This window comes from Aeromicrobium sp. REDSEA-S32_B7 (assembly GCF_001626145.1).
GTDB lineage: Bacteria > Actinomycetota > Actinomycetes > Propionibacteriales > Nocardioidaceae > Aeromicrobium > Aeromicrobium erythreum.
Map to the genome: position 1 here is coordinate 1 of NZ_LUNF01000063.1, position 23,788 is coordinate 23,788.

A 23,788-nucleotide genomic window follows, 5' to 3' on the forward strand; every position below is an offset into this window, starting at 1 on the left:
CAAGCGTCGCGAGGCCGTCGAGACCCGCAACCAGGCCGAGGCGCTCGTCCACACCACCGAGAAGTTCATCGCCGAGAACGGCGACAAGGTGGGCGACGACGTGAAGTCGCAGGTCCAGGCCGACGTCGACGCGCTGAAGTCGGCGCTCGAGGGCGACGACAACGACGCCGTCCAGGCAGCCGTCACCAAGCTCGGCGAGTCGAGCTCGAAGATGGGCGAGGCGATGTACGCCGCGGCCGCCGCCGAGCAGCAGGCTGCTGGGACCGACGCTCCCGCCGGTGAGTCGACCGACTCCGACGACGACGTCGTCGACGCCGAGATCGTCGACGACGAGGAGAAGAAGTGACGTCCGAGCCCGAGGGCACCACTCCCGACCCGGAGACCGCCGGGGAGGGAGTGGCCGACGAGGCCGTGGAGGTGCCGACGGGCGAGGAGGAGGTCGTCGAGGAGGTTGCGTCCGACGACGCGCCGACCGAACCGACCGCCGAGCAGCAGCTCGCGGAGCGCACCGCCGACCTGCAGCGGCTGCAGGCCGAGTACGTCAACTACCGCAAGCGGGTCGAGCGCGACCGCGCGCAGGCTCGCCAGCAGGGCGAGGCCGCGGTGCTGCGCTCGCTGCTGACGGTGCTCGACGACATCGGCCGCGCGGAGCAGCACGGTGAGCTCTCGGGCGGCTTCAAGGCCGTCGCCGACGCGCTCACGCAGGCGCTCAAGGCGCACAAGCTGGAGGCGTTCGGTGCCGAGGGCGACCCCTTCGACCCCCGGCTGCACGAGGCGCTGTTCGCGGCGGGCGAGTCCGCCGAGGTGAGCGTCACGTCGGTCGGCCCGGTCGTGCGCACCGGCTACAAGGTCGGCGACGAGGTCCTGCGGCACGCGCAGGTCGGGGTCGTCGAGCCCGCCGAGGGCGACGCGCCGGCCACGTCGGCCGAGACCTCCGACGACGAGTGAGCGGCGGTGGGGCGGCGACCACGGTCGCCGCCCCGCCCGCACCACCAGAGACCATCGCGACACGAGAGGAAGGGGTGAGCCGTGAGCAACCCGAGTGACTGGGCGAGCAAGGACTTCTACAAGACGCTGGGCGTGTCCAAGGACGCGTCGACCGACGAGATCAAGAAGTCCTACCGCAGGCTCGCGCGGGAGAACCACCCCGACTCCAACCCGGGGAACAAGGCCGCGGAGGAGCGCTTCAAGGAGGTCTCCGAGGCGTACGCCGTCCTGTCGAGCCCCGAGAAGCGCAAGCAGTACGACGAGCAGCGGACGCTGTTCGGGCAGTTCAAGGGTGGTTTCGGCGGTGGTGGCTTCGGCCAGCCCGGCGGCGGCTACGGCGGTCAGAACGCCACGGACTTCGACCTGAGCGACCTGCTCGGTGGCATCTTCGGCGGCGGGGGTCGCGGCGGACGTCGTCGCCCGCCGCAGGGACGTCGCGGTGACGACATCGAGACCGAGGCGACGATCACGTTCCAGCAGGCGGTCGAGGGCGCGACCCTCCCGCTGCGGATGACGAGCGACGAGGCCTGCCCGACCTGCCACGGCACGGGCGCGAAGCCCGGCACGGTGCCGAAGGTGTGCACGAAGTGCCAGGGCAGCGGCATGCAGACGAGCGCGTCCGGTGGTGTCTTCGCGATGACCGAGCCGTGCTCGCAGTGCCGCGGTCGCGGCCTGGTCGTGGAGCACGAGTGCGCCACCTGCCGCGGCACGGGCCGTGCCCCGTCGAGCCGCACCCTGCAGGTGCGGGTGCCGGCCGGGGTGAAGGACGGCCAGAAGATCCGGCTCAAGGGCAAGGGCGGACGAGGCGAGGGCGGTGCGCCCGACGGCGACCTGTTCCTGCTCGTCCACGTCGAGCCGCACACGATGTTCGGCCGCAAGGGCGACCACCTGACCATCACGGTGCCCGTCGCGTTCGACGAGGCCGCCCTCGGCGCGCAGATCAGCGTGCCGACGCTCGACGGCCCCCCGGTGCGGCTGAAGGTCCCGGCGGGCACACCGTCGGGCCGGACGTTCCGCGCCAAGGGCAAGGGCGCGGCCACGAAGGCCGGCACCCGCGGCGACCTGCTGGTCACCGTGGAGGTGCAGGTACCCACCGACCTCGACGACGCCCAGCGCGCGGCGGTCGAGGCCCTGCGTCAGGCGCGCGGCGCCGCCACCCCGCGTGACGGCCTGTTCGAGGAGGTCGGGACGGCATGACCGACATGCCCTTCACCCCGCCGGGTCCCGACGCGAAGGTGTTCGTCATCAGCGTCGCGGCCGAGCTGTCGGGGCTGCACCCGCAGACGTTGCGCACCTACGACCGGCTCGGCATCGTCGAGGCCGGTCGCACCGGCGGCGGCGGTCGTCGCTACTCGCTGCGCGACGTCGAGCTCCTGCGCACCGTCGCGCGTCTCACCGCCGAGGGCCTGGGCCTCGAGGGCGTGAAGCGCGTGATCGCGCTCGAGAACCAGGTGCTGGCCCTCCAGCAGAAGGTCGCCGAGCTCCAGACGGAGCTCGCGGCCGCGCACCACGCGCTCGGCACGGTGCAGAACCTGCCGGTGCTGGCGCAGCAGACCCAGCTCACCGTCTGGCGCCGCCCCAGCCGCTGAGGCTAGGCGCTCTGGACCTCCGCCTCCCAGCCCGGGACGGCGAGGCGCAGGGCGACGAGCAGCTCGAGGCGGCGGTCGGGGTCGGTCAACGGGTCGTCGAGCATGCGCTTCGCGGTGGCGAGACGCGTGTGGATGGTCTGCGCAGGCGTGCCCGTCTGGCGGGCGAGCACGTTGACGGGCGTGCCGTGCCCCAGCCAGTCCAGGACGGTGCGCCCCAGGGCTGCGCGGCGCACCGCAGGCAGCTCGAGGAACGGTCCGAGACGTGAGCCGGTGAGCAGGTCGGCGAGCAGGGGCGAGCCGTGCACCATCACCTGCGTCAGGACGTCGCGGGTCTGCGTGACCGGCGCGCCCGGGACGGCGACGGCGGCGGTCGTGCGGGTCAGGCGGGCGGCCTCGGGTAGCTCGACGAGGGGTACGACGGGCCGGGTCGAGGGCCGCGTCGGGGTCGGTCGCCACGACCGGCGTGAGGCGGACGGCTGGGTCGAGGCCGCAGGCCAGGGCGAAGCCACGCAGGGTCCGGACGTCTCCCGCGCCGAACGCGGCGCGGGACAGGGCGTGACGACGCCGCTCCGGCGCGAGCGCGTGGAAGCGCTGCATCGTCTGCATGCCTTGGCGGATGTGCCCGAGGATGCGCATCAGGTACTCCTGCACCGACCGCGACAACGCCTCGGAGTCGAGCTGGTCGAGCTGGTGCAGCAGCACCGGCATGACGTGGCGGCGCAGGCCCCGCCCGATGGCGCGCAGCGCGACCGTGAGGTCGTCGTCGGTCAGCCCGTGCACGGTCTGCAGCTCGCCGAAGTGCGTGCACTCGGCGGCCACCGCCTGTGCGGCGGTCCGGGGGTCGCCGTCGTGCGCGAGGAACGCGTCGACGCACGCGCCGGCGAGCCGAGCGCTGACGACCGCTCCGTTCGGGACGGAGTCGCGCACGAGTCTCTCGACCTGGCCACGCAACCCCGCCCCGTCAGGGAGGGAGTTCGACGGGTGGTGCGGGAGGGATGGGTGCACCTCTCCCGTCGTCGTCATGGGTGCACGGTCACAGGGGCCGCAGGGTCGAGTCAACGCACTTCGTCCGACCGACCCGAACCGGGCGGAAATTTGTCACGCGGGTGACAAGTCAGGAGACCGTACGAGACCCCGACGACAGGGCCGTGACGCCCGCGGAGAGCCCGGCCGCGACGCTCGCGAGACCGGGACCCAGCAGGCCCCCGGCGGCGAGGGCGCCCGCGACCGCGCTGCACGTCAGCGCCACGACGAGCCCACGTCGCGCCGCCCTGACGGCGGAGCGGGACGCGCGCAGCGCGGTGGCGACCCGCAGCACGTCGAGGTCGGGCAGACCGAGGTCGTCGGCCAGCGTCGTCGACGGCGCGACGTGCAGCACCCGCTGGCCCTCACGGGAGCGGGTCTCGACGTCGGCCTCCTGCCCGGCCGCGTCGACGTCGCCCGCAGCGTCGACGACGCCCACCTGGAGCCCGACCTCGCGGGTGCGGGCGTCGGTGTCGGAGGAGCGGAGGGCGACGTCGAGGCCGAGGTCGCGCAGGGCCTGCACGCCCTCGGCGGCGTCGGGGCGGACGTCGTCGCCGACGGTGAGCGTGCCGAGCACGCGCGCGTCGACCGACCTGAGACGCCCGCGTCGCCATGGCTCTGCACCTCGGTGACCCGGCCGCGGCCGGAGAGTCGGGAGATCGCCCGGGCGACCCGGTCGTCGCGCTCGTGCTGCAGGGCGCCGGCGAACCAGCGCAGGTTGCGGTCGTGGTCGGGCTCGACGGGGTCGACCGACGTGACCCGGAGGCCCCCGGTGGTGACGGTGCCGTCCTTGTCGAGCAGGACGACGTCGGCGGCAGCGACCTCGGCGACGGCGGTCGGGCTCGGCAGCCCGATGTCGCGGCGGGCGACGCCGGCCCGCGGCCGCGACCAGGAGCCCGCGCTCGGGGCTGTCGGCGACGCCCCATCCCGCGCCGGCCGCGACGGCGCCGACGGTGACCACGACGGTGACCGCGCTGGGCAGGTCGACGAGGCTCTGCTGCCCGCGCCAGCGGAGCACGACGCTGAGCAGGGCCGCCGACGCGACGACGGCGACGGCCATCGTCGGGGTGGCGTCGACGAACGTCTCGACGACGGTGGCGGCGAGGGCGACGACGAGGCCGAGGCTGCCGAGCACGCCGGGACCGAGGCGTCGGCGGGCCAGCTCGGCCGCCGCCTCGCGGTGCACCGGCACGGCCAGCGCGGCGGCGAGGACGGCGACACCGGCCAGCACCCAGCGCCAGCCGTCGAAGTGCAGGTCGGGCACCATCGACACGCTGACGGTCGACGCGGTGAGCAGCGCCCCGAGGACGAAGGTGAGCGCGAGGCACCGGTGTGGGCCGCGTGAGGAGAGGCCGGTGGCTGCGTGTGCCGCGGTCACGGGGCGTCCTCCGCCCGGAAGCGTTCGAAGTCGCTCTGGTCGCCGGCCTTCCAGAGCGGCACGCTCGCCTTGAGCAGCATCGTCAGCTGCACGAGGAACTCGGTGTCGTGCATCGCCTCGCCGAACAGCTCGTTGATGCGCTTCCAGCGGTAGCGGACCGTCTGCGGATGCACCCCGAGGCGCGCGGCGATCGCCGGGGCGCTGTCGCGGGTCTCGAGCCAGACGAGCAGCGTCTCGGACAGGATCTCGCGCGAGTTCGGGGTCTCGGCCAGCAGCGGGCTGAGCAGCTCCTGCCCGAGCTGCTGGCGGAGCGTCGGCTCGGCGTGCAGCCAGATCTGCGTGCGGTGCGCCCGACAGTCGACCACCTGCGCGTCGGGGATGACCCCGCGACGCACCAGCTCGAGCGCCCGCCGCGCCCAGCGGAACGCCGAGGGCACGTCGGCGGGCTCGACGGCCCAGCCCACGGCGGCGCCGAGGTCGCGGCGTTCGCCCCCGAGCTCGGCCACGGCGAGCACGATCGAGGACGGGATCCGCCAGACCGTGTCGCTGCCCGGCTCGGCCGTGCCGGTGAGGAGCTGCTCGGCGAGCACGGCGCGGGCGCGGTTCGGGTCGGCCTCGCGCTGACGCACGGTCTCGGTGTGTCCGGCCTCCACCTGCGCGACGAGGTGGTCGACGAACGCGAGCAGGCCGTCGGAGACGACCGCAGGCGTCGTGCCGTCGACGGTCAGGTGCTGGAACCGTGACCACGCCGTGCGCGTGCCGGTGCCGAGCGCCAGGTGGAAGTCGTCGAGGGATCGGCTCGCGCGCGCCTCGCAGCGACCGACCGAGCGGAACATCTCGTCGAGACCGCGGTCGCGGTGGGGTGCGCCGTCGAGCTCGTCGAGGAAGCGGTGCAGCGCGGTGGTGACCGCCTCGACCACGATCGGGTGGCGGGGCGACTCGCCGTAGTAGGCGATGCGCGCGCAGACGGCGTCGACGATCGAGGCGGCCAGCTCGGGCACCTCGCGACGCAGGCGCCGGGCGTGGGAGGCGACGAGGTCGGACGTGGGGCGGTCCGCGGACAGCGTCATGGCGCGGATCCGTGCGATCCAGGTCCCATCGTCGGCTCCCCGTTCCGATGACTCGTGTGGCTGCACCGAGTTCTACCCCGCCATCGGGCGCACGTCAACGATGCGCCGACGCTGCGACGCGGTCGGGCCGGGGTCGGACGTGGTGCGCAGGGCCGTGCCCTCCTGTCGTCGCTCGGACGGTCCACTCCGGACCGCGCCCCCGTCGAGGACTGTGCCTCACGACGCGCGTCGGCGGCGACCGGCCGAGCGTTGCCCACCCGGTTCTTGTCATGCGGGTGACAAGAACCGCGCCGATTTGCGACTGCCGGCTCCGAACGCGCGACGCCGACCCGCCGCGTACGACACGGTCTGGCCAGACATGTGACCCAGCGCACTGTGCTGCGTCCGCGCCGTCCCGCACCCAGGGACGTCGTGCCCCCCGATGTCGGTACGGAAGGACACCCATGAGGCTCGGATCTCGACGGACGACCGCCGCGGTCGCTGCAGGTGTGGTGGCGGTGGCCGGCCTGGTGGTCGTGGCGGCCCCCAGCCAGGCGGCGCTGCCGACCAGCGGCGACCGGATCGCGCACTGGGAACGTGGACAACGTCGTGGCGCTGACGGACCGTCAGGAGGTGCACTTCTACGGGTCGTCGAACCTGCAGGTGCCTGCCGGTCTCGACGGGTCGACGGTCCGTGACGTCGACGTCAGCGGGCCGGTCCTCGGCGTCGTGACGGCGAGCGGCGACGTGACGACGTGGAACCGGTTCGGGGGCGACCAGCCCGCACCGCAGCCGCCCGCTGACCTGTGCCCAGCGACCCAGCTCTCGGTCGGCGGCACCGTCGACTTCGCGGTGGTGCGTTGCGAGGACGGTTCGGTCGAGGCATTCGGCCGCAGCGGGGTGCGGTGGAGCGTGCCCGCCGACCTGCCCGAGGTCACCGAGGTCCGGGGCGGCTTCCTGTCCGGTGCGGCCGGACCGATCGTCCGCGTGCTGACGAAGGACCAGAAGGTGCTGCAGTGGGCACCGTCCAGCTCGACCGCACCCGTCACGGCGTCGGAGAACCCGGTGACCCAGGGCAAGCAGGTGGCGAGCCTGACGACGGCCACCGCGCTGACGACGTCGGGCGCCTTCCTCGACCTCGGGATCAACGACCAGCTGGCCCCGACCCGTCCCGTGCGACGCGGCGGTGCCACTCCGGCGCTGCTGGCCAAGCCGCTCGCGCACGTCGCCGTCGCCGACACCGGTGCCGGCCAGTACCTCACGCGCGACGGGGAGTTCGACGGCTGGAGCCCCGACACCGGCGTCATGATCGAGCTGCGCAAGCTCCCGACGCGACTGTCGGGGGCGAGCCTCGTGTCCGTCGGCACGGCGTCCGGGCACAGCGCGGTCATCGTCGCGGACACGGCGGCACCCGAGGGCCCGAAGGTCACGGCGCCGTCCCAGGTCTCCGGTGCCACCAACGGCGCCGCGCGTCCCGGTGACACGCTCACGGGCAAGGCTGCGACCTTCGACCCGGCCTCCGACGACGTGACCACCCAGTGGCTCGTGGACGGCAAGCCGGTCGCCGGCACGCAGGACCAGCCGACGTTCGCGGTGACCTCCGCCCAGGTGGGCAGCACGATCGCCTTCCGCACCAGCGCGGCGTTCCCGGACGCCGGCGACCCCCTGGTCTCGGACTCCTCGACGATCAGCGTGGTGAAGGCCGAGGGCCCGAGCGTGGTGAGGGGGGGGTCAGGGGACGCCGGATGCGAAGGAGCTGTTGCTGACCGAGGACATGGTGGGCAAGAAGGTCCGGTTCGTGACGGTGGGCTACTTCGCCGACGACGTGGAGGTGGAGTCGGTCTCGGATCCGTTGACCGTCCGGGTGAAGCTGGCCGAGGTCTCTCCGCCGACGGTCGAGGGGACGCCTGAGGTGGGTGCGACGTTGAAGGTCGCGAAGCCTGCGGTGTTCAACGACGACTCGCCCGACGTGACGATCTCGCACAAGTGGTACCGCGACTTCGTGACCGTGGTCGGTGAGGGAGACACCTACACGCTGACCAAGGACGACGTCGGCTCGACGATCTACTACAGCGCCGAGGCGATCCGTCCGGGTGAGGCGTTCCCGGCGTACTCTCATCGAGGGCGACGCCGTGGTCGGCAAGACGCTCACCGCCTCGCCCGCCCCGTCGAGCGACGACGACGCGATGGTCGCGTTCCAGTGGTTCGCCGACGGTCAGCCGATCGACGGTGCGACCGAGAAGACCCTGGTGCTCACCGACGCGCTCGTCGGGAAGCCGGTCACGGTCCGCCAGACGGTGTCGCGCGACGGCGCGACCGAGCCGGGCGCCAACCTCGCGCAGGCGACGTCGGAGCCGCGCACCGTGCGCGCCAAGCCGGTCGACCTGACGGTCACGAAGCCCGCCACCGTCGAGGGCAAGCGGATCGTCGGCCAGACGGTGACCGGGTCGCCGGCCACGTTCAGCGATCCCGAGGCCGGCGTGACCAGCTACTGGATGGTCGACGGCAGGCGCACCGCGGCGACCGGCGCCACCCTCACGCTCACGTCCGAGCACGTCGGCGCCTCGATCCGGTACGTCAGCGTCGCCGAGCGCGCCGAGGACGACGCCACGGCGGAGTCGGTGAGCGAGGGCCAGGTCGGCCCGGTGCTCGCGCAGGTGGCCGTGAAGACCGCGACGAGGCTGTCGGGCACGGCCAAGGTCGGCAAGACGCTGACGGCCACCCCCGCGACGTTCACCGGTGGTGAGCTGACGGTCGACGGCTCCTGGTGGGCCGACGGGCAGAAGCTCGACCAGGGCGGACTGAAGCTGCCGCTCACCGCCGAGCTCGAGGGCGCGGTGATCACGTTCCGTGCCACGGCCAGCCGCTCGGTCGACGGCATCGACGAGCAGAAGTCGTCGGACGCCTCGAGCCGGAAGGTGGCTGCGGCCGATTCGTCGACCCCACCCACCACGCCGCCGACGACTCCGCCGGGCGGTGGCACCGACCCGAAGCCCCCGGCGGCCGGACAGCCGTCGACGGACATCGTGAAGGGCTCGACGACGGTGGAGCGCGGCGACGTGCTCACGCTCCAGCTGAGTCCCAAGCGCGCCGGCGACAAGGTCGTCGTGATGCTGTTCTCGACCCCCACCAACCTCGGCACCCACACGGTGGCGGCCGACGGCACGGTGCGGGTGCGGATCCCGCAGGGCGTCGACCTCGGACGACACCGGATCGCGGTGTACGACGCCGCGTCGGGCGCGCTGCTCGCGTGGCAGGCGATCACGGTGGTCGACTCCGCCGGTGGCTCGGGCGCAGGTGGAGTGGGCGCTGGTGGCGCGGCGAGCCTCCCGGACACGGGCACCTCGGTCGACGCGCAGCTCGTCGGTCTCGGCGCTGCCCTGCTGCTGGTCGGCGCGGGGGCGATCGGCTACCGCTCCCGTCGCCGCCCGCGGCACCGGGTGGGCTGACGTAGGACGCTGGGGTGGGGTTGGTGGGCCGGACGGTCCGCCGCCCCCTGCCTTCGTGAGGACTTGTCACCTTCACACGAGAGGGTTGCTGTGAGTGGCCGTGCCGGTGGCGTCGGTGTGCGTCGCCGCTCCTGCCTCGGCCGGGAGCCATGAGGTAGCCGTGGGAGGAAGCGACTCAGGGTCCGACCACCCTGTCACCGCGTCGAGCATCGCGTCGCCACAGTGGGTGTACGAGACGCAGAGTGGTTCCTCCCTGAGCACCGGGTGCTCCAGCACCCGGCTCGACCTGACGGTCCGGTCGGGCGCGAGCTCCAGTGCGTTCGCCGTCGTGCCAGGCGGGTCGAGCACCGGGTGCAGCGGCCCGCTGAGCGTCATCAGCCATGTCCACGTCGGCACGTGGCAGCTCGACCTCACGGGGCCCGCGACCGGAGGTGGTGCCGACGTCGTCGACGGCGTGCTGCGGCACGTGCGGATCGACCAGGCGAACGCGGCCTGCAGGTTCTCGGTCGTCGGCGAGGCTCGTGTGCGGTTCCACGAGGCGACACAGCGTCTCGAGGTCGTCGAGACAGGACGCTCTGGGCGCCTGCGTCAGAGCGGTGTCGTCGGATGCCTGGGGCAGATCCGCGACGGTGGGGCGGTCGACTGGAAGGTCACCTTCGACCTCGCCTCGCCGGACGGGGTGGTCACGGTCAGGTGAGAGTGCCGGCGCAGCGCGCAGACTGAAGGTCGCCCCGGGCCAGCGGTGCTCAAGATCTCTCGCGCACCCGTTCCCCAGCGGCCCCGTCCACTGGCGCACTTCGGCTTCGCAAGGTTCCGCGTTCGGCGTTCTCGTCTCCCGGTGAGACCCCGGGACGGCCCCGGCCCCCTCAGCGACGGGCGGTGCGCGGAGCCTCGTCCGGGATGGGGAAAGGCTTCGGTACGGTCACGATCTTCGGGTTCGGGTGGGTGGAGTCGAAGCACCCAGCTCGGGGATCGTCGGGGCGGGTCACGCCCGTAGGGATCGGCCGGGCGTCGAACTTCTCGTCGTAGATCTGGCAGTTGGTCGCTCCGATGCGGATCGACAACGGAGCGCCGTCCTCCGAGACGGCGGCCGTCAGGAGCGGGGACACGTCGTCGCCGGAAGCAGTGGTGCAGCCGACGAAAGCCGGGATGTCGATCGTGCCCTGCAAGGTCCCACCGTTGATGCCGTACTGGTAGATCTCTGGATCGAACACCACGTCTTCCATGTTCCGCTGCGGGTTGACGAGTGTGGGATCGGAGTCGACCGCGAGACGTCGGCTGCTGAGATTCACGGCTCCGAGGGATCCGGTGCTGCAACGAGGGCCTAGTTGGACGTCCACCCCGTCGACCTTGAGGCGGGTCACTCCGATGCTCACCCTTGCCTCGAGCGATGCTGATTCCACGACCGAGGTCGTGTCGTTCCCCCCCCCTGCTCAGGGTGTAGTCGTGAGGTCGAAACCTCAGTGGTTCGGGCACGCCGTCGGCACGACGCTCCTGGCGAACTTGGAGCGTGATCTCGGCCGGGACGGACCCGAATGCGAGAGTCCGGACATGTATCGGTGCGGAATATCCGTAGGGGGCTGGGGAGCCGGAGGGTGACACGAAGAAAGCCTGCGTGTCGTACCAGAACTCCGTACCAGTCTTCTCCCCGGCGGCCCCGTCTGGCCAGTTCTTGTAGGTGAAGATCACGGAGGTCGACATCATCGAGAGCGGGACCTGGGCCCACTGCTTGGTCTTCGGTGAGCCGGCGCGGCCAACTTGAGGGAAGTTCAGCCAAGAGCCGTTCGTGGCGTAGCGATCAGGATCCGGCAGTGACTCACAGCTGTTGAGCGTCCCCTCCGGATACTCCGCGCCGATGCTCGGGCAAGGGATGAAGGGCAAGCCCGGAACCGGACCGTCCGCTGCTCCCGCCGAGGGGGTCGACGCGCCGACGAGAGCAAGCGCGCTCAGAACGAGGGGAATGGCGGTGGCAAGAACGCGAAGGCGTCTCGCCCCGGCACGTGAAGGCCGCGGCATGTGAGCACCGTCTCAATCCGAACCGCACGCGTCAACGGTCAGGGACGGTGCGCACGCGTGAGTGGCCGGAAGTTGTCACGGACGTGACAAGCGCCGTTGCCGACGCGGCGCGATGACCGTCCGGAGCTTCACGACCGATGTGGGCGGAAGTTGTCAGGTGCATGACAATTTTGCGCGCGTTCGTTCGCTCGGACTGGAAGAGGGCTTGCCGGGTCGAGGTCGGCTGTGACGCCATGGGGTCGTGACCGCGGTCACATGACCTCATCGGCAGATCGGAAGGAACACCATGAAGATCAAGCACGCAGCCATCGGTACCGCCGCCCTCGCTCTCGCAGGAGTCGCGGCGGCGGGTCCGGCGCTCGCCACCGGCAGCTCCTACACCGTCGCGGTCGGCGGCAGCTCCGCTGCCGGGACCCACAACATCACCGCTGCGTCGACGGGATCGCTCAGCTTCGCGGTCCCCACCCTCAGCATGAGCTGCACCAGCGCGGCCGTTCCGTCGTCGCCGGCCTCGACGGTGTCCTCGGGCACCGGCGTGGTCGACATCGCCGCCATCAACAAGATCAACTTCAGCGGCTGCACGGGCCCCGGCGGGAGCCTCACGGTCACCACCAGCGGCTCCTGGAAGCTGCACGGCACGAGCGCCGCCACCAGCGGCTCGTCCGACGTCGTGAGTGGTCACGTGGAGAACATCACCGCTGTCGTCTCGAACGCCGTCTGCCGCTTCACCGTCACCGGCTCCGCCAACGGCAGCTTCAACGAGGCCAACCAGCAGCTCAACGTCAACGAGACCGGCTTCACGGGCAACCTGAAGGTCTCGAACGTGACCGGCTGCCTCGGCCAGGTGCAGAACGGTCAGTCCGCGAACTTCACCGGCAACTTCCAGGTGACGTCGCCCGACGGCGCCATCAACGTCAGCTGAACCTGACGGACTCGCCAGCGACGTCGGGTGGGGTCGAGCGAACCTCGGCCCCACCCGCATCCCCACGGGGCGTGGAGCACGTGCTCGACGCCCCTCCAGCACCTCCGAGAACTCACGGCTCGATCTCCGCGTCGCGGTCCGCGCAGCGGCCCAGGGGCGCCCACCTCCCAAGGAGCACACATGACCACCACCCCCACCGCCCGCTGGCGCCAGCGCGCTGCCGTGGCAGCCACCGGCGCGGCCGTCGCGCTCGTCCCGCTGGCGGCACACGCCGCCACGATCGTCACCATCAACTACGACGCCCAGGGCACGTCGCACATCGCGAAGACGAACTCCGACGTCGCGCTCGGCCCCACCACGCTGCGCACCGACCTCGACATCGACACCGGTGACTTCACCGGCTCGCTGCCCCTGCCTGGCACCTCGACCGAGTTCAAGATCGCCGGGTTCCTCCCGGTCAAGGCGAACGTCGACTTCGTCGAGGCCGCGCCGCTGACGGGCAACATCAACCTGACGCAGACGCAGGCGCAGGTCAGCTCCACCGCGACGTACTACGTGAAGCTGTCGAACATCAAGGTCGCCGGCTTCCCGACGTTCGCCGGTTCGAAGTGCCAGACCAAGGTGCCCGTCACCATTCCCGTCGGCACGCGCCCGGACGAGGGCTTCGACCTCATCAACGGCGGCGAGCTCGTCGGCACCTACACGATCGGCAAGTTCGAGAACTGCGGCATCAACACCCCGCTGATCAACAGCCTGGTGCCCGGCTCGGGCAACACCGTCGACATCACGGTGACGAACGGCGTCATCGCGGAGTAGTCCCGTTCCGTCCAGGTCGGCCCCGCGTCACGTCCGACGCGGGGCCGACCTGCTCCGGAACTGCTCGAGAAGGAGAGTCCTCATGGCCGTCCCACGCATCGCACGTCGCACCATCCTGGCTCTTGCCGCCGCCCTCGCCCTCTCCGTCGGGTTCGGCCCGGCAACTGCGGCGGGGAACAGCGTCACCGTCGCCGTTGGCGGGTCCTCTGTGCCGGGGGCGCACTCCGTCACGGCCGCCACTTCCGAGGTCGTCTCATGGGCTTCGCCGATCCTGGCCTGGAGCTGCACGCAGGCAAGGATCCCGGCGAGCCCTGTGTCGGACGTCAGCTCCGGCGCGGGCGTGACCGACGTCCTACAGATCCGCGCACTGCTGTTCAGCTGCGTATGGCCCGGAGGATCGATTGCGACGTCGTTGACCGCTCCGGCGGCCTTCCACGTCACCGGTCCGGCCACGTCGGGGAGCAGCGACGTCGTCCAGGGCCGGATCGATGGCGTCACCATCAGAGCACGGAACGCGATCTGTGACTTCACGGTCAGCGGTTCCATGCGAGCGTCGCTGAACGAGGCTTCGCAGCAGCTGACCGTCGATGAGTCCGGCTTCACGGGGAACCTCAAGATCTCACAGGTCCAGGGATGTCTTGGCCAGGTGCAGAACGGGCAGGCGATGAACCTCAGCATGACCCTGCAGCTCACCTCGCCCGACGGTGCCGTCAACATCAGCGGGTCGTGAGGTCGGGCGGCCGGCTCCTGATGCCTGATGTTCCGCTGATGGCCGCGAAGTGACACCGACCATCCCTTTCAGTCCAGGAGGACTCATGACGATCACGCGTATCTCGCGACGAGCCCTCGGTGCCGCTGCCGCAGCTCTCGCCCTCGCCGCCGGAGTGGGCCCGGCAGTCGCGACCGGTAACGCCTACCGCGTTGCCATCGGTGGGAACTCAGCGACAGCTGCTCACCCCATCACCGCCACGACGACGATGTCCGTCGGCTGGGCGTCCCCCACACTCACCTGGGGCTGCACCTCGGCGACCGTACGGGCCTCGGCTCTGGCCGCGGCGCAGGCCGGGTACCCGGTCACGGACATCCTGCGGTTCCCCACGTTCGACTTCCGGGGCTGCACGTTCCCTGGGGGAGCCATGGCCACCACGACGGCCGGCGAGTGGCAGTTCCATGCCGACGGACCTGCGACGTCCGGAGCGGCGGACGTGGTGGAGGGCCACCTGGACCACCTCAGTCTCACCTGGAGGAACGCCGTCTGCTCGATCACGGTGAGCGGTCGCGCCGCCGCCTCCTTCAACGAGGCCACGCAGCAGCTGGTCATCGAGGAGAGGGGCTTCACCGGTGATCTCACGACGTCCGGTGTGGTCGGCTGCCTGGGGCAGGTGCGGAACGGTCAGCCCATCAACCTCTCGATGAGGCTCCAGCTCACCTCGCCGGACGGCGACATCAACATCAGCGGGTCGTGAGACTCGAGTCGAGGCTGAGGCGAGCAGGCGGCCGACGCTAGGGGACGGCTCGTGGACGAAGCCTTTTCAGGCTGCTACGCATCGGTATCCTGAAGGTGGCGCGGGCTCGGGAACGCCTTCCGATCTGCCGAGACGACAGCCTCCTGGGCCCGCGCCACCTTCCGCGCGGTCAGACCGCGCGGCGCCACCGCAGCATGCTCGACTCCAGTGCGTTGAGGAGCGTCGCCGTCTGGGTGGGGTCCTCCAGGCGCGAGCCGAAGAGGTCGCGCAGGCGACGCAGGCGGTGACGCACCGTCTGGTCGTGCACGCCCAGCTCGGACGCCAGGGCCGGAGCACTGTGGTGCGTCTGCAGCCACAGCAGCAACGTCTCGGCGAGCGCCATGCGCCGCTTCGGGGTCTGGGCGAGCAGCGGCGCGAGCTCGCGCTCGTCGAGCAGGCGCCGCAGGGCGGGGTCGGCGTGCGTGCACAGCAGGTCCTGGTGCTGCTCCACCTCCACCAGGCCGTCGGCGGCCGCCGAGATCACGCCCTCCTGCAGCAGCGAGAGACCGCGCGACGCCCAACGGCACGCCAGGTGGGTCTGGGCCGGGGGCACGCTCCACGCGAGCGACACCGCCTCGCCGGTGCGGTCCGCGACGTCGCGGGCGAGCGCGTGCGTGACGTCCGGCGCGGCCACGACGATGAGTCGGCCGTGCTGCACGCCGGAGAGCGCCCCGGTGAAGGTGCTGGCCAGGCGTGTCGTCTCCTCAGTGTCGCGGGTGACCGCGACGACGACCTCGTCGGGGAGCGTCCAGGAACATCGCTCCGCCAGCATCGCCAGCTCCGACGGGCAGGTGCCGCGCAGCAGCCCGACGAGCATGGCCGCGCGGCCCTCGTCGTGGTCGCGGCGAGCGCGGGCGCTGGCCCGGGCGAACCCGCGCACGGCGTGCTCGAAGAGCCGCTTCTGGTAGGCGAGCAGGCCCGCGCCGAGGGCGCTGACGACCTCGGCCGACTGGCCCAGCTCGCTCGCCGCGAGCTGCAGGTCGGTCCACGACTCCTGCGTCGCGATCTGGTGTGCCGCGCGCATCGCGTCGAGGTTCAGTCCCGCCGTCGACTGGTAGCTACCGACCCACTGGTAGAAGGTGAACACCTCCGTGCCCTGGGTCGGGGCTCCCGCGATCGTGTCGACGAACAGCTCGACGGCGCGACGGATCGCCTCGTCGATGCCGAGGTGGATCTTCGGGTCGCCCTGCGCGGCGAAGCCGGCCACCTCGGCGCGGATGCGCTCGACGATGCGCCGGGTCAGCTCCACCGAGCGCGGCCGGTAGGCGGCGACGACGTCGGCGGGCAGCAGCGGCAGCCCGAGCGCCTCGCGCAGGCTGGTGCGGGTGGACGTACGGGTGGCTTCCCTGTCGGAGCCGTGGTGGGTCAATGCGGTCATGTGTCTCCCCCTCGCTCGTGTCCGGGCGCAGTGCGGGGGCGCTCGGACGTTCCCTCGAGCGTCAGTCAACGGACCGTGCCGGGACGAGTCCAGGGTCGAGGAGGGGGAGGGGACGAATCGATCAGGAAGTTGTGACGCGGGTTACAACTTCCTGAGAGGCCGACGGGAGGTGTCAGGGTCGGAGCAGGTCGAGCGGGTCGACGCCGAGCCGCTCGGCCAGCTGCTCGAGGCTGACGAGCGTCAGGTTGCGCTCGCCGCGCTCGACCGATCCGAGGTACGTGCGGTGGTAGCCGAGCTGGTCGGCCAGCTTCTCCTGGCTGAGGCCCAGCCGCTGGCGGTGCGCGCGCAGGCGCTGCCCGACGACGTGCTGCAGTGGCTCGCTCACGCAGGCAGCGTGTCCTAGTGCGACTCATCGGTCGACAGACGGATCAGTAGCACAACCCAGTCCCCTAGGTCGTGGCAGCGACGCGCGCGGACCACGGAGACCTCGCCTGGCGCGGGGTGCGACGCGAGATCGTCGGCACCGCGACGTGCCCGTCCTGCGACTCATGGGTAGCCGAACCCGCGCGGTCGACGACCGCGGAGGCGGCGGCGATCGAAAGTTGTCATGCACCTGACAAGCAAAGGTTACGAAAAGGTGAAGTTTGCTCCGGGTGGGGTGCGGCCCTGGCGGGGTGGCGCACGACACACCTACGGTCGCCACGGTTGGACGCATCGTGCACGCGTCCCGCGGACGGTCGACGGAGGGACGAGGACACCATGGGCGGAAGCGTCGAGGTACGGGGGCTGACCAAGACCTTCGGCCGCCAGAACATCTGGCACGACGTCACGCTCACGCTGCCGCCGGGGGAGATCACCGCGCTGCTGGGCCCGTCGGGCACGGGCAAGTCGGTCTTCCTCAAGTCCCTCATGGGGATCGTCGACCCAGAGCGGGGCGAGGTGCTCATCGACGGGGTCGACATGGTCTCGGTGAAGGAGGCCCACCGCCTCGAGCTGCGCAAGAAGTTCGGCGTGCTCTTCCAGGACGGCGCCCTGTTCGGCTCGATGAACGTCTACGACAACGTCGCCTTCCCGCTGCGCGAGCACACCCGGATGAGCGAGGACGAGATCCGCCAGGTCGTGCTCGACCGGCTCGACATGGTCGGCCTGCTCGGCACGGAGCACAAGGTGCCCGGCGAGATCTCCGGCGGCATGAAGAAGCGCGCCGGTCTCGCCCGCGCGCTCGTCACCGACCCCGAGATCATCCTCATCGACGAGCCCGACTCCGGCCTCGACCCGGTCCGCACCTCCAACCTCGCGCAGCTGCTCGTCGACGTGAACACCGCGACGGACGCGACCATGCTCGTCGTCACCCACAACATCGAGCTCGCCCGCACGCTGCCCGACAACCTGGGCATGCTCTACCGTCGCGAGCTCGTGATGTTCGGGCCGCGCGAGGAGTTCCTCCTCACCGACCACCCCGTCGTCAGCCAGTTCATGAGCGGCGACCCCGAGGGTCCGATCGGCATGAGCGAGGAGAACGACCACCGCACGATCGACCTCTTCGACGAGCCTGTCGACTACGGGCCGGGCGGGCCGATCCGCGGCGGCGGCGCCCGGGCCATCGAGGTGCTGCCGCGTCAGCTCGAGCCGCGCTCCGGCGTGGCACGACCCAGCTCGGTCCGGCACCGCGAGCGGGTCAGCGCCGGCAACGCGCCCCTCTACGTGGCCGACGACGACGACACCCACCGAGCGGAGGCGAATCCGACGTCGGGGGCGGTCACCCGCTCCCTGACCGCGACCGGAGACGTCTTCGCCCTCGCGCTCGACGCCACCCGCGCGACCTTCCGCCGGCCGTTCGCGGCGCGCGAGACCCTCGAGCAGTTCTGGTTCGTCGTGAGCGTCTCCTGGATCCCCGCGATCCTCGTGGCCATCCCGTTCGGTGCCGTCATCGCGCTCCAGCTCGGCACCCTGACCGTCCAGGTCGGCGCGCAGTCCTTCACCGGCGCGGCCAGCGTGCTCGCCGTCGTCCAGCAGGCGGCACCCATCGTCACCAGCCTGGTGATCGCCGGTGCCGGCGGCGCGGCGATCTGCGCCGACCTCGGCTCGCGGCGCATCCGCGACGAGATCGACGCCATGCGGGTCATCGGCGTCGACCCCGTCCAGCGGCTCGTCGTGCCGCGGGTGCTCGCGTGCATCGGCGCCGCCGTCCTGCTGAACGGTCTGGTGTCCGTCGTCGGCGTGGTCGGCGGCTACGTCTTCAACGTCATGGTCCAGGGCGGCACGCCCGGTGCCTACCTGGCCAGCTTCACCGCCCTCGCGCAGATCTCCGACCTGTGGGTCGGTGAGCTCAAGGCCGTGATCTTCGGCTTCATCGCCGGCATCGTCGCCTGCCACCGCGGCCTCAACACCGCGCCGGGGCCGAAGGGCGTCGGCGACGCGGTGAACCAGTCAGTCGTCATCACGTTCCTGCTGCTGTTCTTCGTGAACTTCGTCGTCACGACGCTGTACCTGCAGCTCGTCCCGGGCAAGGGAGCCTGACATGACGCTCACGCCCGCCCAGGGTCCCGGTGCCCGCGCGCCGCGTCCCGAGCCGACGCTCGCCGAGCTCGGAGTCGACGACCGGCCGCCGCGCTGGTGGGACCGTCCGCTCGACGCGATCGCGTCGGCCGGTGCCGAGCTGCGCTTCTACGGTCGCGTGCTCGCCTGGATCCCGGCCACGGTCAAGCGCTACCCGCGCGACGTGCTGCGTCTGCTCTCGGAGGTCAGCTTCGGCTCCGGCGCCCTCGCCGTCATCGGCGGCACCATCGGCGTGATGCTGGGCATGACGCTGTTCGTGGGCAGCGTCGTCGGCATGCAGGGCTACGCCGCACTCGACCAGATCGGCACGTCGGCGCTCAACGGCTTCATCTCGGCCTACTTCAACACCCGCGAGATCGCCCCGCTCGTCGCGGCGCTCGCGCTGTCGGCCACGGTCGGCTCGGGGTTCACCGCCCAGCTCGGCGCCATGCGCATCAACGAGGAGGTCGACGCGCTCACCGTCATGGCGGTGCCCAGCGTGCCCTACCTCGTCACCACCCGCGTGGTCGCCGGATTCATCGCGATCATCCCGCTGTACGTCATCGGCCTGCTCACCTCCTACTTCGGTGCGCGCATGGTCACGGTGTACCTGCACGGGCAGTCGGCCGGCACCTACGACCACTACTTCTCGCTGTTCCTGCCGCCGATCGACATCCTGCTGTCGTTCGCGAAGGTGCTCGTGTTCGCGGTGCTGATCATCCTCATCCACTGCCGGCTCGGGTTCACCGCACACGGTGGCCCCGCCGGCGTCGGCATCGCCGTGGGCACGGCGGTCCGTCGCAGCATCGTCACGGTGGCCGTGCTCGACCTGGTCCTCTCCATGGCGCTCTGGGGCACCACCACGACCGTGAGGATCGCCGGATGAGCGCGCGCCGTCGCGAGGCGCCGCGCTGGGTCGACGTGCTGCTCGGGCTCACCTACGGGCTGGTCGTCGTCGCGCTGGTCGGCGGTGCGGTGCTCGCCTACAACCGCGCGTTCGTGCCGCGCTCCGACGTCGAGCTGCGGACCGACTCGGTCGGCAACGCCCTGCAGAAGGGGTCGGACGTGAAGCTGCACGGCGTGCCGGTCGGCGAGGTCGCCAAGATCAGCACCGCTCCCGACGGTGCCGTGCTCACGCTCGCCCTCAAGCCCGACGTGCTGAAGCGGCTGTCGCCCGACACCACGGCCCGGTTGCTGCCCAAGACGCTCTTCGGCGAGCGGTACGTCGACCTGCAGTCGACGTCGGCGTCGGCCGGCGACCACCTCGAGGCCGGTGCCACGATCCACCAGGACGCCTCGTCCGACGCGATCGAGCTGCAGAAGGTGCTCGACGAGCTCCTGCCGCTGCTGAAGTCCATCCAGCCGGAGAAGCTGCAGGCCACGCTCAACGAGCTGGCCACGATGCTGCGCGGCCGCGGCGGCGAGCTCGGCGACACCCTGCAGGCGTGGGGCGAGTACGTCCAACGGCTGCAGCCGAGCGTCCCCCTGCTCACCGAGGACCTCGGCCGGCTCGCCACCGTCGCCGACACCTACGCCGACGCCGCGCCCGACCTCTTGACCGCGCTCGACGACCTCACCACCACGTCCAGCACCCTCGTCGACAAGGGCTCGGCGCTCACCGAGGTGTACCAGCGGGTCATCGCGTCGGCCGACGAGAGCCGCGGCTGGGTGGCGTCCAACGCCAACACCATCGAGATCCTCTCCGGAGAGAGCCGCAAGGCGCTCGAGGCCGCCGCGCCCTACGCCCGCACCTTCCCGTGCCTGCTGCGCTCGGCGCGCCAGTTCATCCCCCGGATGGACAAGGCGCTCGGCAAGGGCACGAGCAAGCCCGGCCTGAAGGTCGTGCTCAACGTCAGCCCGCCGCGCAGCGGCTACCAGCCGGGTCGCGACACGCCCCGGTTCGGCGGTGGCGGCACGCCGTCGTGCCCCTACGTGCCCACCGGCGCCGGATCCCGTGCGGCGGCCTCGTCGGCCCAGCCCGCCGCGATCGCGCCGCCGGCCTACGACACCCGTGCGTCCGCAGTCGCGTCGCCAGGCCTGGACGACGCGAACTCCCCGGCCGAGAACCAGCTCATCGCCGAGCTCATGGGCCCGAGCCAGGGCATGAGCCCCGACGACTACCCGCGCTGGGCCAGCCTGCTCGTCGGCCCGACGCTGCGCGGCACGGAGGTGGAGCTGCGATGAGGGCGACGATCGTCAAGAGCGTGGTGTTCACCGTCGTCACGGTGCTCGCCACCGTCATGCTCGCGGGCACCATCCGCAACTCCACGCCCGGCTCCACGAGCCGCTACACGGCGCTGTTCTCCGACGCCACCAGCCTGAACCGCGGCGACGACATCCGTATGGCCGGCGTCAAGGTCGGCACCGTCACCGACGTGCGCGTGCACGACAACCGGGTCGCCGGCGTCGAGTTCACCGTGCAGGACGCGGTGCGGCTGCCACGCGGCACGATCGCGCAGCTGCGGTTCCGCAACCTCGTCGGCCAGCGCTACATCTCCCTCGAGCCGCCGGAGACCAGCACGGACGGCTCGCTGCCCGCCGGTCACACCTTCGGGCTGCGCGAGACCCGCCCCGCGCTCGATCTGACCATGCTGTTCAACGGGTTCCAGCCGCTCATGCAGTTCCTCGACCCGAAGGACGTCAACGCGCTGAGTGGTCAGATCATCGCCGTCTTCCAGGGGGAGGGCGCCACCGTCGAGGGTCTGCTGTCGAGCACCGCGAGCCTCACGTCGACGCTCGCGCAGAAGGACCGGGTCATCGGCGAGCTGATCGACAACCTCACCCAGGTGCTCGACACCGTGAACGGCCGCACCGACGAGCTCGACCGCACGATCGTCACCCTCCAGCAGCTCGTCTCGGGGCTGGCCGAGGACCGCAAGACGATCGGCGACACCCTCGACGGCATGGGCCGGCTCACGACCAGCGTCTCGAACCTGCTGGAGGAGGGCCGCCAGCCTCTCAAGGCGTCGATCGGGTCCCTCGGTGACCTGTCGGCGCAGCTGGCCGACGCGGAGGACACGCTGAACACGTTCTTCGCGCGGCTGCCCGTCAAGCTCGACCGGATCGGCCGCACCGCGTCGTACGGGTCCTGGATCAACTTCTACGAGTGCGAGATCACCGGCGTCATCCCGCGGCCCGAGGGCTACTTCGGCGATCTCGGCGCCAAGCCGGTCGCGAAGAGGTGCACCGCATGAGCCCGTCCCGCAAGGCCCGCTCCTTCCCGACCGCGTTCGGGGAGCGCAACCGCGTGTGGATCGCGGTCGTCGGGCTCACCGTGATGGCCGTCGTGTTCCTCCTGGCGTTCAACGCGCAGGCGCTCCCCGTCGTCGGCGGTGGCGCCACCCACCAGGCGCGCTTCGCGGAGGCGGGCGGCCTCAAGCCCGGCAACGAGGTGCGCGTGGCCGGCGTCAAGGTCGGCGAGGTCACCGACCTCGACCTCGACGGCGCGTCGGTGCTCGTCACCTTCCGCGCCAAGGGGGTGCGGATCGGCCCGCAGTCGCGCGCCGCGATCAAGGTCAAGACGACGCTGGGCCAGAAGTTCCTGGCGGTCGACCCGCTCGGCGCGGGGGAGCTCGACGGTCCCATCCCGCTGCAGCGCACGAGCACCCCCTACGACGTCAACGCCGCCTTCTCCGACCTGTCCGACACGATCGGCGCCATCGACACCGATCAGCTCGAGACCAGCCTCGACGTCCTGTCCGACGCGTTCCAGGACACGCCGAAGGCCGTCCGCGAATCGGTCTCGGGCCTCACCGACCTCTCGCGCGTCATCGCCAAGCGCGACGACGAGCTCGCCCGGCTGTTGAAGTCGACCCGAGAGGTCAGCGGCACCCTCAAGGACCGCAACGCCGAGTTCGCGAAGCTGCTGCAGGACGGCAGCGCGCTCCTCGACGAGCTCGCCGCCCGCCGCCAGACCGTCCAGGCCCTGCTCGACGGCACCAAGCGCCTCGGCACCCAGCTCGTCGGTCTGGTCCGCGACAACGAGGCCCAGCTGCGTCCCGCCCTGGCCAAGCTCGACCAGGTCGCGCGGATCCTGCAGGCCAACCAGGGGCAGCTCGAGGCGTCGCTGCGACGTCTGGCCCCGTACTACCGCACGCTCGCGTCGGCCACCGGCAACGGTCCGTGGATCGACTCCTACATCTGCGGCCTGTTCGACTCCTCCGGCAGCCCCGAGCTGCGCAACGACGTCGTCCGGGACTGCAAGCCGAAGAAGGGAGGCGGCCAGTGAGACGCCGCAGCCTCGTGCTCGCCGTCGTCGTGGCGCTCGCCGTCGTGGCCACCGTCGGCTGGCGGGCCACCGCCGACCGCGACCGCACCACCGTCAAGGCAGTCTTCGAGTCCAGCGTCGGGCTGTACGTCGGCTCCGACGTGCAGATGCTGGGCGTCCCGGTCGGCAAGGTCACGGGTGTCGACCCCGGTCCCGCGGGCGTCACCGTGACGATGCGTCTCGACCACGGTGAGGCGGCCGCCGACGACACCGCCGCGGTCATCGTCGCGCCCACGCTGGTGTCCGACCGGTTCGTGCAGCTGACGAAGCCGTGGGTGTCGGGCCCCGAGCTGCCTGACGGCGCCGTGCTGCCGATCGACCGCACCGCCGTGCCGGTCGAGATCGACGACCTCTACGCCAGCCTCACCGACGTCAGCGAGAAGCTCGGCCCGGACGGCGCGAACCGCGACGGCGCGCTGTCGCGCTTCCTCGACGTCGCCGACCGCAACCTGCGCGGCCAGGGCACCAAGATCAACCAGCTGATCAGCGACTTCGGCGACGCGTCGGGAACGCTGGCCGACTCCGGCGACGACCTCTTCGCGACGATCGGCAACGTCAAGGAGTTCAACGACATGCTGGTGGAGAACGACACGTCGGTCGCCAACGTCAACCGCCAGTTCGCCGAGGTCAACGACTACCTCGCCGACAGCAGCGGCGACCTCGCCGCCGCGATCGACAACCTCGGCCAGGCGCTCGCGATCGTCGACGACTTCATCCGCGACAACCGCGGAGCGCTGCGCACCAGCGTCGAGAACCTGCAGGGCCCGACCCGGGTGCTCGTCAACCAGCGCCAGGCGCTGGAGGAGACGGTGCGGCTCGTGCCGCTCGTCCTGCAGAACTTCCTGCGGGCCTACGACCCCCAGCGCAAGGC

General features: G+C 71.4%; 24 protein-coding genes and 1 pseudogene. 19 read left to right on the forward strand and 6 right to left on the reverse strand.

The window, feature by feature from the left end; all coding sequences use genetic code 11:
- The 4 genes from A6Q79_RS04895 to A6Q79_RS04910 form a co-directional block, all read left to right on the forward strand.
- Positions 1 to 346 (forward strand): Hsp70 family protein (locus tag A6Q79_RS04895; protein WP_317696782.1); only part of this gene is annotated, 346 nt, incomplete at its 5' end.
- On the forward strand, positions 343 to 948 hold the full coding sequence (locus tag A6Q79_RS04900) for a nucleotide exchange factor GrpE (RefSeq protein WP_286690714.1): 606 nt from the start codon (positions 343 to 345) through the stop codon (positions 946 to 948). The genes A6Q79_RS04895 and A6Q79_RS04900, both read left to right, overlap by 4 nt.
- Before the next feature lie 81 nt (positions 949 to 1,029).
- Positions 1,030 to 2,184 (forward strand): molecular chaperone DnaJ, encoded by a 1,155-nt coding sequence (gene dnaJ / locus A6Q79_RS04905; RefSeq protein ID WP_286690715.1) that lies wholly within the window; start codon positions 1,030 to 1,032, stop codon positions 2,182 to 2,184.
- A gap of 5 nt (positions 2,185 to 2,189) precedes the next feature.
- Positions 2,190 to 2,576 (forward strand): heat shock protein transcriptional repressor HspR, encoded by a 387-nt coding sequence (locus A6Q79_RS04910; protein ID WP_083516544.1) that lies wholly within the window; start codon positions 2,190 to 2,192, stop codon positions 2,574 to 2,576.
- Positions 2,577 to 2,578: 2 nt separating this feature from the next.
- Here the strand turns inward: A6Q79_RS04910 and A6Q79_RS04915 are convergent, their stop codons facing one another.
- Positions 2,579 to 3,085 (reverse strand): helix-turn-helix domain-containing protein, encoded by a 507-nt coding sequence (locus tag A6Q79_RS04915; protein WP_317696788.1) that lies wholly within the window; start codon positions 3,083 to 3,085, stop codon positions 2,579 to 2,581.
- A 46-nt stretch (positions 3,086 to 3,131) separates the two neighbouring features.
- On the opposite strand from A6Q79_RS04915, the gene A6Q79_RS04920 reads away from it, so the two are divergent.
- Positions 3,132 to 3,686: a hypothetical protein gene (locus A6Q79_RS04920; RefSeq protein ID WP_317696791.1), complete on the forward strand. Its 555-nt coding sequence runs from the start codon at positions 3,132 to 3,134 to the stop codon at positions 3,684 to 3,686.
- A gap of 4 nt (positions 3,687 to 3,690) precedes the next feature.
- Here A6Q79_RS04920 and A6Q79_RS04925 read toward each other — a convergent pair whose 3' ends face one another.
- Together A6Q79_RS04925 and A6Q79_RS04930 are read right to left on the reverse strand one after the other, a co-directional pair.
- Entirely contained in the window at positions 3,691 to 4,977 is a 1,287-nt protein-coding gene (locus A6Q79_RS04925) for a hypothetical protein (RefSeq protein WP_317696794.1), read from the reverse strand.
- Positions 4,974 to 6,047, reverse strand: coding sequence for a helix-turn-helix domain-containing protein (locus A6Q79_RS04930; protein ID WP_317696797.1), 1,074 nt, complete (start codon positions 6,045 to 6,047; stop codon positions 4,974 to 4,976). The genes A6Q79_RS04925 and A6Q79_RS04930 overlap by 4 nt, the downstream gene beginning before the upstream one ends.
- A gap of 576 nt (positions 6,048 to 6,623) precedes the next feature.
- On the opposite strand from A6Q79_RS04930, the gene A6Q79_RS04935 reads away from it, so the two are divergent.
- The 3 genes from A6Q79_RS04935 (at position 6,624) to A6Q79_RS04945 (ending at position 10,172) form a co-directional block, all read left to right on the forward strand.
- The gene (locus tag A6Q79_RS04935) at positions 6,624 to 7,937 is read left to right on the forward strand and encodes a hypothetical protein (RefSeq protein WP_317696800.1); all 1,314 of its coding nucleotides are present in this window, start codon (positions 6,624 to 6,626) and stop codon (positions 7,935 to 7,937) included.
- 182 nt (positions 7,938 to 8,119) lie between these two features.
- Positions 8,120 to 9,475 carry an LPXTG cell wall anchor domain-containing protein gene (locus A6Q79_RS04940; RefSeq protein WP_317696803.1) on the forward strand — a complete coding sequence of 452 codons (1,356 nt, stop codon included), beginning with the start codon at positions 8,120 to 8,122 and terminating at the stop codon, positions 9,473 to 9,475.
- A gap of 160 nt (positions 9,476 to 9,635) precedes the next feature.
- The gene (locus tag A6Q79_RS04945; RefSeq protein WP_286690719.1) at positions 9,636 to 10,172 is read left to right on the forward strand and encodes a hypothetical protein; all 537 of its coding nucleotides are present in this window, start codon (positions 9,636 to 9,638) and stop codon (positions 10,170 to 10,172) included.
- A gap of 169 nt (positions 10,173 to 10,341) precedes the next feature.
- On the opposite strand, the gene A6Q79_RS04950 is transcribed toward A6Q79_RS04945, so the two are convergent.
- A complete protein-coding gene (locus A6Q79_RS04950) occupies positions 10,342 to 10,839 on the reverse strand; it encodes a hypothetical protein (protein WP_289016813.1) in 498 nt (165 codons plus the stop codon).
- A 938-nt stretch (positions 10,840 to 11,777) separates the two neighbouring features.
- Here A6Q79_RS04950 and A6Q79_RS04955 point away from each other — a divergent pair.
- The 4 genes from A6Q79_RS04955 to A6Q79_RS04970 all read left to right on the forward strand — a co-directional run bounded on the left by A6Q79_RS04955 (position 11,778) and on the right by A6Q79_RS04970 (position 14,695).
- Positions 11,778 to 12,413, forward strand: a complete 636-nt coding sequence (locus tag A6Q79_RS04955; RefSeq protein ID WP_286690721.1) for a hypothetical protein — start codon at positions 11,778 to 11,780, stop codon at positions 12,411 to 12,413.
- A 180-nt stretch (positions 12,414 to 12,593) separates the two neighbouring features.
- Positions 12,594 to 13,229 carry a hypothetical protein gene (locus A6Q79_RS04960; RefSeq protein WP_286690722.1) on the forward strand — a complete coding sequence of 212 codons (636 nt, stop codon included), beginning with the start codon at positions 12,594 to 12,596 and terminating at the stop codon, positions 13,227 to 13,229.
- A gap of 82 nt (positions 13,230 to 13,311) precedes the next feature.
- A complete protein-coding gene (locus tag A6Q79_RS04965) occupies positions 13,312 to 13,959 on the forward strand; it encodes a hypothetical protein (protein ID WP_286690723.1) in 648 nt (215 codons plus the stop codon).
- A gap of 85 nt (positions 13,960 to 14,044) precedes the next feature.
- Positions 14,045 to 14,695 carry a hypothetical protein gene (locus tag A6Q79_RS04970; RefSeq protein WP_317696809.1) on the forward strand — a complete coding sequence of 217 codons (651 nt, stop codon included), beginning with the start codon at positions 14,045 to 14,047 and terminating at the stop codon, positions 14,693 to 14,695.
- A gap of 169 nt (positions 14,696 to 14,864) precedes the next feature.
- On the opposite strand, the gene A6Q79_RS04975 is transcribed toward A6Q79_RS04970, so the two are convergent.
- Together A6Q79_RS04975 and A6Q79_RS04980 are read right to left on the reverse strand one after the other, a co-directional pair.
- Positions 14,865 to 16,112 carry a helix-turn-helix domain-containing protein gene (locus A6Q79_RS04975; RefSeq protein ID WP_286690725.1) on the reverse strand — a complete coding sequence of 416 codons (1,248 nt, stop codon included), beginning with the start codon at positions 16,110 to 16,112 and terminating at the stop codon, positions 14,865 to 14,867.
- A 172-nt stretch (positions 16,113 to 16,284) separates the two neighbouring features.
- Positions 16,285 to 16,497 (reverse strand): helix-turn-helix domain-containing protein, encoded by a 213-nt coding sequence (locus A6Q79_RS04980; RefSeq protein ID WP_286690726.1) that lies wholly within the window; start codon positions 16,495 to 16,497, stop codon positions 16,285 to 16,287.
- Between the two features lie 374 nt (positions 16,498 to 16,871).
- Between A6Q79_RS04980 and A6Q79_RS04985 the strand changes: the two are divergent.
- The 7 genes and pseudogenes from A6Q79_RS04985 to A6Q79_RS05015 form a co-directional block, all read left to right on the forward strand.
- Positions 16,872 to 17,468: pseudogene (locus A6Q79_RS04985) on the forward strand (ABC transporter ATP-binding protein); the annotation flags it as partial.
- A 414-nt stretch (positions 17,469 to 17,882) separates the two neighbouring features.
- A complete protein-coding gene (locus A6Q79_RS04990; RefSeq protein WP_236749853.1) occupies positions 17,883 to 18,632 on the forward strand; it encodes an ABC transporter permease in 750 nt (249 codons plus the stop codon).
- Position 18,633: 1 nt separating this feature from the next.
- Entirely contained in the window at positions 18,634 to 19,536 is a 903-nt protein-coding gene (locus A6Q79_RS04995) for an ABC transporter permease (protein ID WP_083516164.1), read from the forward strand.
- A complete protein-coding gene (locus A6Q79_RS05000; protein WP_286690727.1) occupies positions 19,533 to 20,834 on the forward strand; it encodes an MCE family protein in 1,302 nt (433 codons plus the stop codon). The genes A6Q79_RS04995 and A6Q79_RS05000 overlap by 4 nt, the downstream gene beginning before the upstream one ends.
- On the forward strand, positions 20,831 to 21,844 hold the full coding sequence (locus A6Q79_RS05005) for an MCE family protein (protein ID WP_286690728.1): 1,014 nt from the start codon (positions 20,831 to 20,833) through the stop codon (positions 21,842 to 21,844). The genes A6Q79_RS05000 and A6Q79_RS05005 overlap by 4 nt, the downstream gene beginning before the upstream one ends.
- Entirely contained in the window at positions 21,841 to 22,878 is a 1,038-nt protein-coding gene (locus A6Q79_RS05010; protein WP_253024212.1) for an MCE family protein, read from the forward strand. The genes A6Q79_RS05005 and A6Q79_RS05010 overlap by 4 nt, the downstream gene beginning before the upstream one ends.
- Positions 22,875 to 23,788 (forward strand): MCE family protein (locus A6Q79_RS05015; RefSeq protein ID WP_317696817.1); only part of this gene is annotated, 914 nt, incomplete at its 3' end. The genes A6Q79_RS05010 and A6Q79_RS05015, both read left to right, overlap by 4 nt.